The sequence below is a fragment of the Methylobacterium sp. 092160098-2 genome (assembly GCF_028920805.1).
Taxonomy (GTDB): domain Bacteria; phylum Pseudomonadota; class Alphaproteobacteria; order Rhizobiales; family Beijerinckiaceae; genus Methylobacterium; species Methylobacterium fujisawaense.
This window is the reverse complement of record NZ_JAQPZJ010000002.1, coordinates 1,190,393-1,203,869: the sequence shown is the minus strand read 5'-3', so window position 1 is coordinate 1,203,869 and position 13,477 is coordinate 1,190,393. Positions and strand designations below refer to the sequence as shown.

At 63.8% G+C, this 13,477-nt stretch carries 12 protein-coding genes and 1 pseudogene; 7 read left to right on the top strand and 6 right to left on the bottom strand.

Features of this window, described 5'->3' with window-relative positions; all coding sequences use genetic code 11:
• Positions 1-200 precede the first annotated feature (200 nt).
• A complete protein-coding gene (locus PQI07_RS31280; RefSeq protein ID WP_274928777.1) occupies positions 201-1,535 on the bottom strand; it encodes an IS1182 family transposase in 1,335 nt (444 codons plus the stop codon).
• A 1,134-nt stretch (positions 1,536-2,669) separates the two neighbouring features.
• On the opposite strand from PQI07_RS31280, the gene PQI07_RS31275 reads away from it, so the two are divergent.
• From PQI07_RS31275 to PQI07_RS31260, 4 genes are all read left to right on the top strand, one after another.
• A complete protein-coding gene (locus PQI07_RS31275) occupies positions 2,670-3,995 on the top strand; it encodes a glycosyltransferase (protein WP_274928776.1) in 1,326 nt (441 codons plus the stop codon).
• Between the two features lie 69 nt (positions 3,996-4,064).
• Positions 4,065-4,292 (top strand): hypothetical protein, encoded by a 228-nt coding sequence (locus PQI07_RS31270; protein WP_274928775.1) that lies wholly within the window; start codon positions 4,065-4,067, stop codon positions 4,290-4,292.
• Between the two features lie 197 nt (positions 4,293-4,489).
• A complete protein-coding gene (locus PQI07_RS31265) occupies positions 4,490-4,720 on the top strand; it encodes a hypothetical protein (RefSeq protein WP_274928774.1) in 231 nt (76 codons plus the stop codon).
• A 284-nt stretch (positions 4,721-5,004) separates the two neighbouring features.
• Positions 5,005-5,442 (top strand): hypothetical protein, encoded by a 438-nt coding sequence (locus tag PQI07_RS31260; protein ID WP_274928773.1) that lies wholly within the window; start codon positions 5,005-5,007, stop codon positions 5,440-5,442.
• A gap of 342 nt (positions 5,443-5,784) precedes the next feature.
• Here PQI07_RS31260 and PQI07_RS31255 read toward each other — a convergent pair.
• Positions 5,785-6,147 (bottom strand): annotated as a pseudogene (locus PQI07_RS31255) (transposase); the annotation flags it as partial.
• Between the two features lie 8 nt (positions 6,148-6,155).
• On the opposite strand from PQI07_RS31255, the gene PQI07_RS31250 reads away from it, so the two are divergent.
• Entirely contained in the window at positions 6,156-6,629 is a 474-nt protein-coding gene (locus PQI07_RS31250) for a hypothetical protein (RefSeq protein ID WP_274928772.1), read from the top strand.
• 276 nt (positions 6,630-6,905) lie between these two features.
• The gene (locus tag PQI07_RS31245; RefSeq protein WP_274928771.1) at positions 6,906-7,655 is read left to right on the top strand and encodes a toll/interleukin-1 receptor domain-containing protein; all 750 of its coding nucleotides are present in this window, start codon (positions 6,906-6,908) and stop codon (positions 7,653-7,655) included.
• Between the two features lie 78 nt (positions 7,656-7,733).
• On the opposite strand, the gene PQI07_RS31240 is transcribed toward PQI07_RS31245, so the two are convergent.
• From PQI07_RS31240 to PQI07_RS31230, 3 genes are all read right to left on the bottom strand, one after another.
• Positions 7,734-8,264: a hypothetical protein gene (locus PQI07_RS31240; protein WP_274928770.1), complete on the bottom strand. Its 531-nt coding sequence runs from the start codon at positions 8,262-8,264 to the stop codon at positions 7,734-7,736.
• A gap of 258 nt (positions 8,265-8,522) precedes the next feature.
• On the bottom strand, positions 8,523-9,866 hold the full coding sequence (locus tag PQI07_RS31235) for a type II toxin-antitoxin system HipA family toxin (RefSeq protein ID WP_274928769.1): 1,344 nt from the start codon (positions 9,864-9,866) through the stop codon (positions 8,523-8,525).
• Complete coding sequence (locus tag PQI07_RS31230; protein ID WP_274928768.1) at positions 9,863-10,162, bottom strand: helix-turn-helix domain-containing protein; 300 nt, start codon at positions 10,160-10,162, stop codon at positions 9,863-9,865. Before PQI07_RS31230 ends, PQI07_RS31235 begins: the two co-directional genes overlap by 4 nt.
• A gap of 1,188 nt (positions 10,163-11,350) precedes the next feature.
• Here PQI07_RS31230 and PQI07_RS31225 point away from each other — a divergent pair.
• On the top strand, positions 11,351-12,616 hold the full coding sequence (locus tag PQI07_RS31225) for a condensation domain-containing protein (protein ID WP_274928767.1): 1,266 nt from the start codon (positions 11,351-11,353) through the stop codon (positions 12,614-12,616).
• 150 nt (positions 12,617-12,766) lie between these two features.
• On the opposite strand, the gene PQI07_RS31220 is transcribed toward PQI07_RS31225, so the two are convergent.
• Positions 12,767-13,300 (bottom strand): YkgB family protein, encoded by a 534-nt coding sequence (locus PQI07_RS31220; protein ID WP_274928766.1) that lies wholly within the window; start codon positions 13,298-13,300, stop codon positions 12,767-12,769.
• Positions 13,301-13,477: the final 177 nt, after the last annotated feature.

Below are 13,477 nucleotides of genomic sequence, written 5' to 3'. Positions count from 1 at the left end.
AGCCTCGTGGCAGCCGAGGTGGCCCGCCGGGAGGACTACCAGCTGTCGATCGAGAACATGGCGGCGGTGGCGGGTGTGTGCCGCTCGACCGTGAAAGACGCCATCCGCGAAGCCCGACAGCTAGGAGCCTGTCTGAGTAACGGGGCTTGAAGCCGGGTAGAGGGGGCGAGAGGGGAGTCGATGAGGGCGGATCAGCGGCCTCAGCGGCCTGCCTGTGCCAGCTTCAGCAGGTTGTGAGCCGTGCAGATCATCGCCCACTCGCCCCGGACCTGATCGAGCCCTCTCATCAGGAACTGCCGGAAGCCTCGGGCCTGCTTGATCTGCCCGAACACCGGCTCGACGACCTGCTTCCTGAGACGGTACCGACTGCGGCGCCCAGCCCGCTTCAGGCGGGCGGCCATCGCGCTCATCAATGGCATCTTGGTCAGCCTCCGGCGGCCGGCTGCGTCCGCCTCGCCATGACGCGCCCGGCCCGGAGCGAGGTAGCCCGTGATGCCCCGCTCCTTCAGCGCGGCGAGGTTCGCCTCGTTGGCAAAGCCGGCATCGCCTGAGACCTCCCGCGGCTTGCGCCCGAGATGAGCGCGGACCCCGTCCATAAGCGGCACGAGCGCGCGGTGATCGGCGGAGTTGGTCACGAGGCGGTGCGCGATGATCACCTGATGGGCTGCGTCGACCGCGATCTGGCCGTTGTAGCCTTGTACAAAGCCGTCGCGCGTGGGCAGGATCCGGCTGTCCGGGTCGGTGAAGTTGCGCTGCGCTCGGTCGGGCGGACTGCCGTCTTCGCCGCGCAGTGGCCGTCCCTGCCAACGCATGCCCGACGAGGCGCCCGGACCGTTCTCGTCCTCTGGATCGGGCGGATCAGCCGCCTCCGCCTCCAGCGCGGCCTTGGCGGCGCGGATCGCTTCCAGCCGCCGCTGCTTGTCGGCCATCCAGTCCGGCGTCTCGTCACCTCGACGGCTGGCACCGTGAGCCTGATTCTCCGCCGCGTCAGCCTCATGCGCGCGCTCCAGCCAAGCGTCCACCTCAGCGGCCAGGGCCGGCTCGGCCGTCTTCATCCGTCCGTAGCTCATCGCCTTGTGGCGTGAGGCGTTCGCCTTCAGCTTGGTGCCATCCACCGCCACGTGAGCGAACTCGACCAGACCGGCGGCCCGACATAGGCGCAGCACCTGCACGAACAGGTCCGACAGGGCCACGAGGTGGCGCTTGCGGAAGTCGGCGATGGTGCGGAAGTCCGGTCGGTTCAGGCCAGTGACGGCCATGACGTCGACCCGCTCCTCACAGGCGCGGGCAAGCTGACGCGAGGAGTACAGGCCGCGGCTATACCCGTAGAGCAGGAGCGCCACCATCATGCCGGGATGGTAGGGCGGGTATCCACGCTCCTCCGTGTAGGTGTCGAGAATGGCCGAAAGGTCGAGCGCCTCCCGCACCGTATCGCGCATGAAGTGCGCCATGTGCCCGGGTGGCACGAACTCGTGCAGCGAGGGCGGCAGAAGCCAGCCCTGATCGACGTCCCAGGAGCGAAACACCTTGGCCATGAGCCGAGTGAATCACCCCGCAGCCAATCCGTCGAGACACTTCCTCGGACAGGCTCCTAGGCCTATTGACAGTCGAAGAGCGCCAGATCACCGGCTTTCGCAACGACACGAACGTGATCCGCATCATCAGCCCTGAATGGCAGGCCTGGATCCGGCTGGCGCGGAAAGGAGGTGGCAGTTCGTCACCTCCTGCCCGAAGGGAGGGCCATCACGGCCCCACCTTTCAGGGGTTGGGGTCGAGCGTAACCAGCACGCCTACTGAGGTTTCAGTTCTGGGAAAAACGAGGCCAGCGGAACCGAAAAAAGGCTGTCGAGGGGCAGCAGGTGACCTCAACCGATCAGACCAAATAAGAATTCTCTCGGGCCGTAGGTTGGGCCGAGCCGTGCCGTGGCATCATGCGCCCGGACCGATAAGATCAACGGAAGAGCGAATGCGCTCGGGCAGGCGCAAGAACCGCAAGCCGTTCTGCACACAAAAATACCCGGCGCAGCGCGAAGCTGGCCGGGTGGAGTGAGTCTCTTGGGAGAGACGCCAACCTTAGCTCAAGTCGTCGCTTGATGTTGCTCGGAGCGCGACGGAATTAGGCTACGGCTGTAACCCCATGATGGCCAGATGACATGGGCGCGTAACGCAGCCGATCCAGGATCGGGGCTTGATGGTAACGAGTCGATCTCAGCCGATCGGCCGCCCCGGCATCTCGGCCGTAATCGCCAGCTTGCTGTCCACCAGAGTTGCACCCGCATATGGCCGAGTCTCGCGACCCTGAAGCTGCAACAGATCCGACGGTCACGAGGGCATTCCGTTGATGCGGCGTGACGCGGGACAATCCATGACACGTCTGCCGGCTTTGACCTTAGTCTCCGTACTGCTCGCATCATCGGCAACGGCGCGATCTGAGAGTGGTGCCTTCACGGGAACGGGCGCCGGTCCACTCTCAACTCAGACCGCACCGAACACGACTGCGGTCGGCCGGACAAGGCCGCCGGACCGTGCGGCGAGCCCATCGTCAGAGGATGTCCTCCTCCGGTCAACGCCCGAGCACCTGAAACAAGACGCGATCACCAAGAGCATCTGCATCGGCTGCACGGCGCGGTGAACGCGGAAAATTCACCGCCTCTCCTGGAGAAATTACATTGAAGATCTTGTTCGCGGTCTCGCCTGTCATCAGCCACCTTAGCCCGATGCTGGCCGTAGCGCGGATGGCGCTGGGTCGCGGTGACGAGGTCGTGGTCGCGACCGGCACCCATCTTAAGCTGGCGGTCGAGAACTCCGGCGCTCGCTTCCTAGCACTCGCTCCCGAGGCCGATCTGGATTTCTCCAGGATCGAGGAGGTGTTCCCCGAGCATCACGCACTCCCGCCCGGTCCGGAACAGATCCGCAACGCGCTTCAAATTTTCTTCCTTGATTTGATGCCGCCACAGCTCACGACCTTGCGCACCGCCATCATCGACGAACGTCCCGATATCGTCGTGACCGACAGCGGGTTCATGGGCCGTGCGGCGTTGTTCCTCGATCCAAGCCGCCCACCCGTGCCTCTCGTCTCGTGCGGCTTCACCCTCCTATCCCTGGACCGTCCAGACGGCGCCCCGTTCGGTCTCGGCTTGCCTCCCGCTCAAGATGATGCTGATCGAGCGCGGTACGCCGCGATCGCGGCTGAGTTCGAGGCTACCGTCGAAAAGCCGACCCGCACCTATGCCAACGCCAAGCTGGCGGAGCTAGGACTGCCGCCGCTGCCGTGCTCCGTCCTGGCGTCCTTCGTCCTGTCGGCGGACGCCTATCTGCACCCGACCGTGCCGGCGTTCGAGTACGACTATGGCGAGCTGCCCGCCCACGTCCGCTTCGTCGGCGCCCTGCCGCCGCCTGCGCGGGAGAGAGCAAAGCCTGAGTGGTGGTACGAGCTTGACGGGGGCAAACCGGTCGTACTCGTCACGCAGGGTACGGTCACCAACGCCGATTTCGGCGAGCTGGTCCAGCCGGCTCTGGCCGCGCTAGCTGACCGCGACGACCTGCTGGTGGTGGTCACAACCGGCGGACGACCTGTGACGAACGTCGGGCCGGTGCCGTCCAACGTGCGGCTCGCCGAATTTCTGGACTACGGGCAGCTGCTGCCGAAGCTGGCGGCGGTGGTGACGAACGGGGGCTACGGCACGGTGTCGCTGGCGCTGCGGGCCGGCGTGCCGATCGTGGCCGCGGGGCGCACGGAGGAGAAAGCCGACATCGGCGCGCGGGTGGCATGGTTTGGGGTCGGTATCGAGATTCCGGCGCAGCGCCCGACCTCTGAGCAGTTGCGGGATGCGGTCGCGCGTGTGCTGTCGGACCCGTCGTACCGGGCCCGAGCCAGGTCGATCGCTGCGGACATGGCCGCCATCGATACGCGAGCTGAGATCCTGGGCGTGCTCGACGTGTTGGTCGAGCGCTCGATTGGCCCCCCAGTTCAACGCGCTGTCCTGCCAGCCTGATTGGTTTTGGCGGCACGCGGGCCGCGCTGAACGGATGCCCGATGCGCAGACCGCTCGCAATGGAGGCGCATGATGTCGAACTTTGCCGACCGCCCCGCCGCGCGATCGTGCGTTGGTCTCGCCTGCGGCCTGCTCGCCGCTGGGCTTGCCGCCGGGCTCCTACTCGGCTCGCTCCTGAACGCCGTCGTCCACAACGGGATGCTGGATCCTGGCGTGCGCCTGCTCAGCAACTCCTTCACGGTGTCCGATCTTGCCAAGGAGCTACAGGCAGCCTTGGAGGAGAAGCGGCGTAGGTAGACCAACTCTCCCAATGCGCCCCCTGTGTGGGGGCGCACAAAAACGGGCGAACGATCGACAGAGTATGCCGTTGAGAGGTCACTGCCGGCCAGGCACAGCCGCCGCGATCAAGACCGCCAACCGACGATCTTCCTCACGCGACCCGACTGACCGGATGGCTTCCCCGTAAAGTCAAACGCACACGCATGGAGATCGTCATGAAGCTGCATCTGCTCGCCGCGGCCGCTTTGGTTGCCGTTGCTTCCCCCGCCTTGGCACAGGGCATCGACAGCAAGCACAGCCCCTATCCGGCCTCGGCCTACTCGGGCTACGCCGGTAACACCTCCGAGTTCCTGCTGCCGGAGATCTCTGTGACGCACTACCGGGCCGCGCCCGCCTACCGGTACTCGGGACAGCACGCGGGCGGCCCGGCTGACGCCCTACGTTGACGGTGCGGCGGGACCCAACTCGGAGCTAACCCAGCTTTATGTAGGCCGGAATGACGCTGCGATAAACAGATCTTCGCCAAGCGACAGCGCGATCAGAAGACGAAATTCTAGCTCACACAGGCTGTTAGCCCAGCAACTTCGTCGAGCAACACCGCGCCTTGATGCTCGATGTGGAGGCGCTCGGTTGAGGATCATCTCTTCTCAGCGCAATATTCTATACTTGCCTGATGGATCGCCCAAGCATATTGCTCAGTTGTAGGGAATGGCATCCTTTCGGATCGGAGATGATCTTGATGAAACGTTTTGCTCTCGCCTCGGCAGCGGCGCTGGCTGCTCTCGCCTTTGTACCAACCGGTGCTGATGCACGTGGCTTCGGTGGCGGCGGTTTCCACGGTGGTGGTTTTGGCGGCTTCCGCGGCGGCGGGTTTGGTGGCGGTTTCCGCGGCGCCGGCTTCCGTGGTGGCTTCCGTGGGGGATACGGTGGTTATGGCCGTGGATACGGATACGGTCGTGGATACGGGTATGGTGGCCTGGGGCTGGGCCTCGGCTTGGCCACGGGCGCAGCCGTTGGATATGGCCTGGCTGGCGGCTATGGGTACCCCTACGGCGGATACGGCTACGGATATGGCGGCCCATACGGTGGGTACGCTCCCGTGGGCTACTATGGTGGTCCGTACGGCTATTACCGTCGGCCCTATGGCTATGGGTACTACGGCTACTGAACCGGGCGCACGGGTGCCGTACACGCTCCCGTAACCGAGGCCTCGCCATCATGCTGTCGAGCCGCGTTGCGTATCGGCTCGGCTCACGCTGGTGAGATCAGGCGCTCCCCCACCCCGTGAGCAGATCGGGGGGGGCCGAGCGGCCGATACGAGATGTCAGTCAAGCGCCTGCGGGTGCCGCGACGGGGTGCCGAAGACCGTCTCAGGCTTAAACTGGCAGCCCCTGTGCGTCCGGCAGTGCTGCAGTTTCAAGCTGCCTGCACCGCCGTAGCTTCGGTTGTGTCCCCTGGCGTGGTGTAGCTTCGGCGTGGCCACCACGATCACCGGCGTGGGCCAGATTGATCAGGCTGCCAGGGTGGGCAGGCTGACGAGGGGATCATCGCCGATTGGGGCGATGCTTTCCAGGGTGATGTAGCGGGAGCGCTGGACGGCCCACTCGTCGTTCTGTTCCAGTAGGATCGCGCCGACGAGGCGGGTGATGGCCGCCTCATTGGGGAAGATGCCGACCACCTCGGTCCGGCGTTTGATCTCACCGTTCAGGCGTTCCAGCGGGTTCGTGGAGTGCAGCTTGACCCGATGCTGAGTGGGGAAGCCCATGTAGGCCAGCACGTCCGGCTCAGCCTCGTCCATCAGGGCGGCGAGCTTTGGGACCTTCGGCCGGAGCTGACCAGCCACTCGCCGCCACTGCTGACGGGCCGCCTCGGCGTTACCTCTTGGTCGATGCCGATGAGGTCAGGCGCCTGCTGCAAGACGGGACGCCGAGGGCGGGATACACGAAGAGGGAAGTCGGAAAGGTCGCTGCCGGCCTTAGCCAGGAGGTCGTCGTCGCCCTCGTCGCCAGGGGGCGATTGACCGTGGCGGAGGAGTTCTGCCCGGCGAACCGCCGACGCATCCCCGTCGTCACCCGCGAGAGCGTCGAGGCGTTCACCGCGCGCTACGCGACCGTCGCCGAGATCGGCAAGGCCAACGGCATCCCGGCCCGCACCGCCCTCCGCCTGCTGCAGGAAGCCGGCGTCAGGGCGGCGTTCGACACGTCGACCGTCGATGCCTGGATCTACGAGCGGTCGATGGTTGGCGACGCCATGCAGATCTTGCAACCGACCCCGTTTACGGGTCCGAACCGATCCGTGGGCCGTGCCGACCGAGGGCTGGCGCCGGGTTGGGGCGTCCAACTCCTCGAAGGATGACAATCACCATCCTCGCCTTGAGCGAGGCAGACTCTTCATCCACAATCTTGACCGGAACAAACCAAGCCCAGGCGTACTAACCAACACTTGATCGCAGGGGAAAGGCTGCCTCGTGCCCGTCATCGTGCGTCACCGGCTTCCCGAGTGCGGTCACCGTTTCGAGACGGCGGCGCCGCCCCAGGAGGAGGCCCGACGGACCAGGCCTCGCGATCGACGCCTCGGCGCCATCGGGCGCTCGTCCTGCAAATGGACAGCCATTCAGGGGGATTGGTAGCCATGCCGGTTCGTCGGGCGGCCGGCGGCCAAGCCGTTAAGGGTCTCGGCAAGGGCTCACGGACGAAGACGCCACCCGATGCTCCAGCGCCCGTGCGGGTCTTCATCTCGTACTGCCACCGGGACGATGGCGCGCGCGACCGCCTGGACGTCCACATGGCGCAACTGAAGCGCGAGGGGGTCTCCGTCTTCTTCGACGGTGACATGATCGCCGGCACCGAACTCGACCCGCGCATACGGCGGGAGCTGAGGCTGGCCGAGATCTTCGTGGCACTCGCGAGCCCCGCCTATCTCCATTCCCGCTACTGTTTCGAGACCGAGTACGGTTACGCCATGCGCAAGGCCAAGCGCGGCGGCATCCACCTCGTCGTGGCCCTGGTCGAGGAGTGCCAATGGCGGCACACGCGCATGGCCCGTTACAAGCTCCTGCCGAGGGACGGGAAACCGGTGAGCAAATGGCGTCCCCACGGGGACGCCTACGAGGACATCGTGAACGGCCTGCGCGGCGTCGTGAAGGTCGTCAAGGCGCAGCGGTCCACGGCAACCGAACCGTGGAAGACCCGGGGCTCCATGGTGCCGGGAGGCAAGCGTCTCACCGCGACCGGCGGGGCATCCCCGACGAAATCGGCGACCGTCAAGCCCAAGCGAACCTCGACCTTGGTTTCCAAGCAGCGCGCACCTTCGAGGAAGTCGGCGCCTGGACCTCGAAGTGGCACCCCTCGGAACAGGGGCGCCCGACCCCGGCCCTCATAAGGACGGCGACATCGTTGCGCGCGCACGAAGCCCCGGGTCCAGGGCGCCCCGGCCATCGCGTCGGCTGGGGATGCCCGGTCACATAATCCCGGGTGCGGTCGGCATGTAGTCGGCCCATGTGCCGTCGGCGGGCGAGAACTGCGTCCGCCCCAGGGCCATGGCGACCTGGCAGGCCACGACCAGCTTCCGCAACAACTCCTCGTCGGCCGCCTGAAAGCTTTCCAGCGTCAGGGGTTCATCCTCGGAGATGACGTGGCGCAGGTACGCCAACCTGCCGACGACCTGCTCGGGGCCGTAGCCCTCGCGGGCGAGCCTTTCGGCCATCTCCGGGATATCCGATGGCTCGATGGGGATCTCGACCTCGTCGAACACGAACAGCGGCCACGTGGCGACGGCTTCCGGCAACGGGAGCTCCTCGCGCGCCTGGCAAAGGGTGAGCTGCCGGACGGCGCAAGCGAGCGCATCCTCCCGCGTCCCCATGGCAACGACGCTACCCACCAGCGTGGGGACCCCGACAGGCAGGTTCCTGAACGCCAGGTCCGCGTGCCAGCCCTCGGCAATTCGGTAGACGTGGACCCCCGCCACGTTCGACAGCCGCCAGTACGGCATGGACGCCTCGGCCTAAGCCGTGACAGCCCTTCCGAGGGCATCGGCCGGCGAGCCCAGCTTTCTCCTCAGATCCCCGAGAAGGAAGGCGGCGCGCCGGCAATTTGCGTGGGCACCGTGGTCGTATCGCATGCCATCCCCCGTCGCCGTAGCCCTTGGCCGGGCGTCGACGGACAGGGTCGATCACGACATGGAAAGCCACAAGGCTCAGGGAAAACCGTCGCGGCCCGTCGGTGGTGCCGACGGGCAAACCCGCTGGCTTCAAGGCGTGAAAGTTGACGTCTCCTCCTCGTCCTCCGAGTCGACCGGGGATCCGGGAACGTCCTCGCGACCGTAACGGGTGGTCAGGAACCGGCAGCGTTCGGCGACGGCATCGGCGAGAGGCAGGGTCAGATCCTTCGATAGACCGCCTTCGACGGCCCTCTTGGACACGTCGGCGAAGGCGTCGGGCAGGCGCGCCAGGAGGTCGCGCATGGGGCCAAGCGCATCCTCGGGCTGCATACCGCACCCTCGGGTCTCGGCTTCCCAATGCCGAGGCAGGATTTCATCGAACTTGTACTTGCCCCCGATCCGCATCGCCATCTTCAACTTTCGCGTGTCGGTCTCGTAAGGCCATATCGAAGCGATGTCGTAGAGGGGGGCGAGCCGCATCTTGCCCGATGCGGCATGCAGGATCGAGTAGTTCTTGGCATGCGCGTCCGAGCCGCCGATTATCTGGTTGAAGACGACGGCCTTGAGGAACGCGCGGCGGGTCGCCAACGAGTCCTCGCTCCAGCGAAGCACGTCGTTGACGATGGCCCGGATGCCGGGTCCCCCATCGTTCTCGTACTTGCTCCACGGCGGTACGCCGAGGGCTTGGCACATATCCTCCTGATGGCTGCGCAAGACGCGCGTGCCCTGCACGACCCGGTCGTATCGCTCGACCACAATGGCGACCTCTTTCCCGAAGCGCATCACCTCGGTCCTGGCCGCGCGCATGCCGACCGTGGCGGCGACTTGCAGGCAGACATGCTCGTTCTCGGCATGCCCGGCGAAGCCCATCACCGGCGGCTTGAGGATGTGCGTCGTCGGCACCCTGCCGGAAGGTACGCCCCAACGTCCATCGAGACGGATCAGCGCCGTCTTGGGCTGGGCACCGGCCAGGGAGAATTGGCCGGTCTCGCCCCTCGCTCGCCCCGACGTGCCGGCGTCCCGCCGCAACTCGGCGAGGCGCCGGGCGACTTCCGCATCGTCGATCCATACGATCTCGCCGGGCCCAGTCACGGCATCGAGACGCTCCTCCCGCACGAGCTGGATAGCGCCGGGGCAGTCCTCTCCGGTGTGGGCGAGAAGGGCGAACGGGTTCCGTGCCGACACCTGGAACTTCGCGGCCCAGCCCGCGAGCGTTTGCTCGCTGTCGGGCAGGAGGTTCCAAAGGAAATTGGTGATCGCGTCGCCTCGGTGGACGGCTGCGGTCAGTGGCATCGACATGGATAGCGTGACCGCACGCGCTCCGCGTTCGAGCCAAGCGGGGTCGTAGGTCAGGACGAGGCGGTTCCCGTCCCGGGTTATCCGGCCGAGCGGGACGCCGCCCATGAGGACGTGCAGCAAGCTCGGCGTGCTCATGGGGAGAAGCCTCCGGCCTCGTCAGGAAAGTCGAGGACGAGATCCGCGTCGTCGTCGACGGGGCGTTCGACGTGGCGCATGCCGCGCGGGACCGCATCCAGGTCGAACCCGGCCAACGACAGCACTTCCAGCATCGTCCCGATGTAGATGTTCGGCGTGACGCCACGCTCGATGTCCGACACCCAAGCTTGCGACTTGCGGATGCGCGCCGCGAACTGGGCTTGGCTCTCACCCAATTCATGACGTCTGCCCTTGAGCAGCGCTGCGAAATCGTGGGGCGTTCTGAGAGCAGGCATAGGTGATTTATACCCAGGTCGGTATGAAGGCTATGATATATCCATGTCGGTATAAATCAAGGACCATACCCAAGTCGGTATGAGTCTCCTTTTATACCCGGATCGGTATATCGGCCCGCACATGGCTCGCGATGGACCGTACCGGTGGTATGGCCGCCCTCGCACGTGAAGGCCTCGCGTCGCCGGTTGGCTTGGGAGCCAAGGTCGTACCCCATGTCACCCCGTGACCCTTCCGAAGTGCGCGTCCCGGATTACGGTCGGGCGCGGCGTCGAAAGCCACAAGTGAAGCGTGTGCGCGAAAGCATCACGTAAGCCCGCCACCCGCAGCCCGGCGGGGAGGCCACAGCATGTCAGCCCGCCAACCTGCAGCGCCTTAACCGCCGCTTGGTCGCGCCTGGACCGCGAAACTTTGCAGCGTTTCGGACCGAAACTTTGGGTAAAATCCCTGGCCTTCCCCTAAGGGAAAAAACACAACTTTGGAAAAGGGATCAGCATCCTCAGCCCGATCAGACTGGCCGCGAGGTCGGAGACACCCTGGGGGCACCCGCTCCTGGGGTGTTTCTTCTTTGAGGGTCGGGTACGGATGCCGACCGGCTACGCCTCGCCATGACGTCGTCGCGAGTGGGATCCCTAAGGCCCTAACCGTCTGGGCGGCCCACCGCCTCCACTCTGCCACGCCGCATGAATGACCAAAGTCGAGCTAAGCCGCGATCCTGGGGTGGCTGCGTTACGCGTCCATCTCGTGCAGCTGCCATCGCGTTACAGGCGCAGTCTCGTTCCAGCACTCTCGCGGCACTTCCAAGAGCCCCCTCGACCCGGCCAGCTTTGCGCTGTGCCAAGTCTTCTTGAGTGCCGAGAAGCGGGTGAACGGAGCAGTGAAGGTGTCTCCGCAGCCCCCATGGGCTTGCGACACGCGCCGTCAGATCGGTACTCAGCGATGTCTAGCGCGATTCAATGCAAACCGGTCAGGTCATATGCCTGAGGAATTAAGTCCGAACGATTGGAACAATCACTTCGACTTGGTAAATATTGTTCGATTACATCGCGAAGATTTTTCAGGTGTAACAATTATGAAATCGAAATGCAACATCCGCACTGCACTCTCCGTCATTTAATACTATGAAAAATCACCTGATAATTTAAAGTTGTCATCGAGTATTGATTGTTGATCCGGATGGAGGCAAACAAATGCCGAATGACGCTAACACACAATATCCGTGCGGCGATAAAGTCCGTGATTTAGGTCCATGCGAACAGTATTTCTGGCTTAGCAATCAAGCCTCTCCAAAACATTTCGTCGTCTGCATGGAAGCCAAGGGTCGGACGCATATTGAGCAGTGGAAGGGAGCTTTGGAGAGCGTACAGCAGCGGCATCCGCTTTTGCGGGTATGCATCGATCATCGCGCCCCTTCACCGCCATGCTTTCGAGAATTGCCCAAACGGCCGATACCTCTGCGCGTAATTAACGGCGAAGTCGCGCCTGATTGGCACCTGGAACTGGCGCGCGAGCTCAACGAGCCCCTGCCGCCTTCTGGTGAACTGCTAGTACGCGCGGTGCTGATTTACGGTGAAAATGCAAACACCGTCCTATTCACGACACATCATGCTATAGGAGACGGGATTTCAGTCGCCTATATGCTTCGCGATCTAATGCGTGCTTTGTCCCGCGAGCCTCTCCTCAAGCTAAGCACACCGCCAGCACAAGAGCAGACGTTCAATCTGCGCAAAAGCGACCTTTCAGCTCATGATGGGGTGAAAATGTCCGCGTCGCGCCCGCCAGCCACTCGCCTTCATCGGCACCCGGCGGGGCCAACAATTGATAACCTTCAGTTTTCCGTTGAAGAAACAGCACGACTGCGAAAATGCGCTCGAGAGCATGACACTACAGTACATGGCGCTTTGACGGCAGCCCTCATTTCCGCTGGCTGCGAGCAGGCCGAAGGCTGGCGCAATGCTCCAGTGAGGCTGGTTTCGCCAGTTAATACGCGCGGCGTCGTTGGGATTGGCGAGGATTTTGTCCTATCCATCTTGTTTCCCGTTGGTGTATATGAAACTGGTCGGAAGTTTTTCTGGGAGCTCACACGACAAATCACGAGCGATCTAAGTGGAGCACGCCGTAAAGATATTGTGAAGGAAGCTTTACAGAGCTTCACTAACCTGCTTGCCACGCTCGACTCAGTGGAGCAGATCTCGAATTTTGAGATACAAGCTTGTGCATCTGAAGCTATGCTATTAAATCTCGGTGTTCTACCGTTCGAATTCAATCATGGAGCTTTAGCGGTAACTGCTTTCTGGGGACCGTCGGTGTTCGTAGGCCTGGAAGGCGAGCAGATGATTGGTGTCGGTACTCCGCACGGGTCTCTACACTTGCTTCATAGTAGCTATACACCGATTTCCGGACTACTTGCCTCGGTAAAAGCGCATTTATTCGATGCGATAATGGATGGCCAGTAGTCTGTACGCGGGACCTCCTTGGCTTCTGTTACGATGCGAAGAGCGCCTTTTGATGAGAGGCGCAGTTGGCCGAAAGACCGCAAGGTTTTGCGTTATCAAAACAGACGGCATCCCTGAACCCGCTCTTTGAGGCTCAGGGACACCGTCAGGTCAGGCGGCCTGCCGGCGAAAGGCAAGGATGCCATGATCCTCACCGGTATCGCGAGCTGCGACCACCCGTGCCACGTCCTGCCTGAGCAGGTAGACTGAGACGACCAGCAGGACCAGATCCTTCAGGAGGAAGGCGGCGTTCATCGCCATGGCGGGGAACCCGCCAGCGCCCGCATCCCAGGCATCGGGCACAAACGGCAGGATCGTCAGAGTCGAGATGAAGGTGGCGGTAGAACCGAGGGCGCCCAACACACCCAGCTTCTTGTTCCAAAAGCCCAGGAGCAGGAGCGTGCCAAAGGTCCATTCGGAGGCGCCGAGGAAAATGGCCGTGCCGCGTACGCCCAGGATCGGGATTGTCCAGAAGGTGAACGGGCCATGCGTGATCAAGGGGAGAAGGCCCCGGATCTCAGCTTCGAACCACTTATCGTATCCGAACCAAGCGAAGATGACGACCATCGCCGCCCGGATCAGGTGGTAGTCGAGGTCGCGCCGGAGCAGGCCTGAGCGAGCCAGCTTGTCGATGAGGAAGTTCATAGTGGCCTCCACTGCGTTGCATTCAGTGCGTCCTTCGTACCGGCCGGAAATGGGACTTGTAATGTCAGTTGTGCTCCATACTATGCCTGAACGTCTCAACCAGGGTGTCGGGACGGATCAGCTGGCTCGACTCAGCCGACCGCTGGAGCGGCGCGGTGGCGTGCGGGTACCCGAACC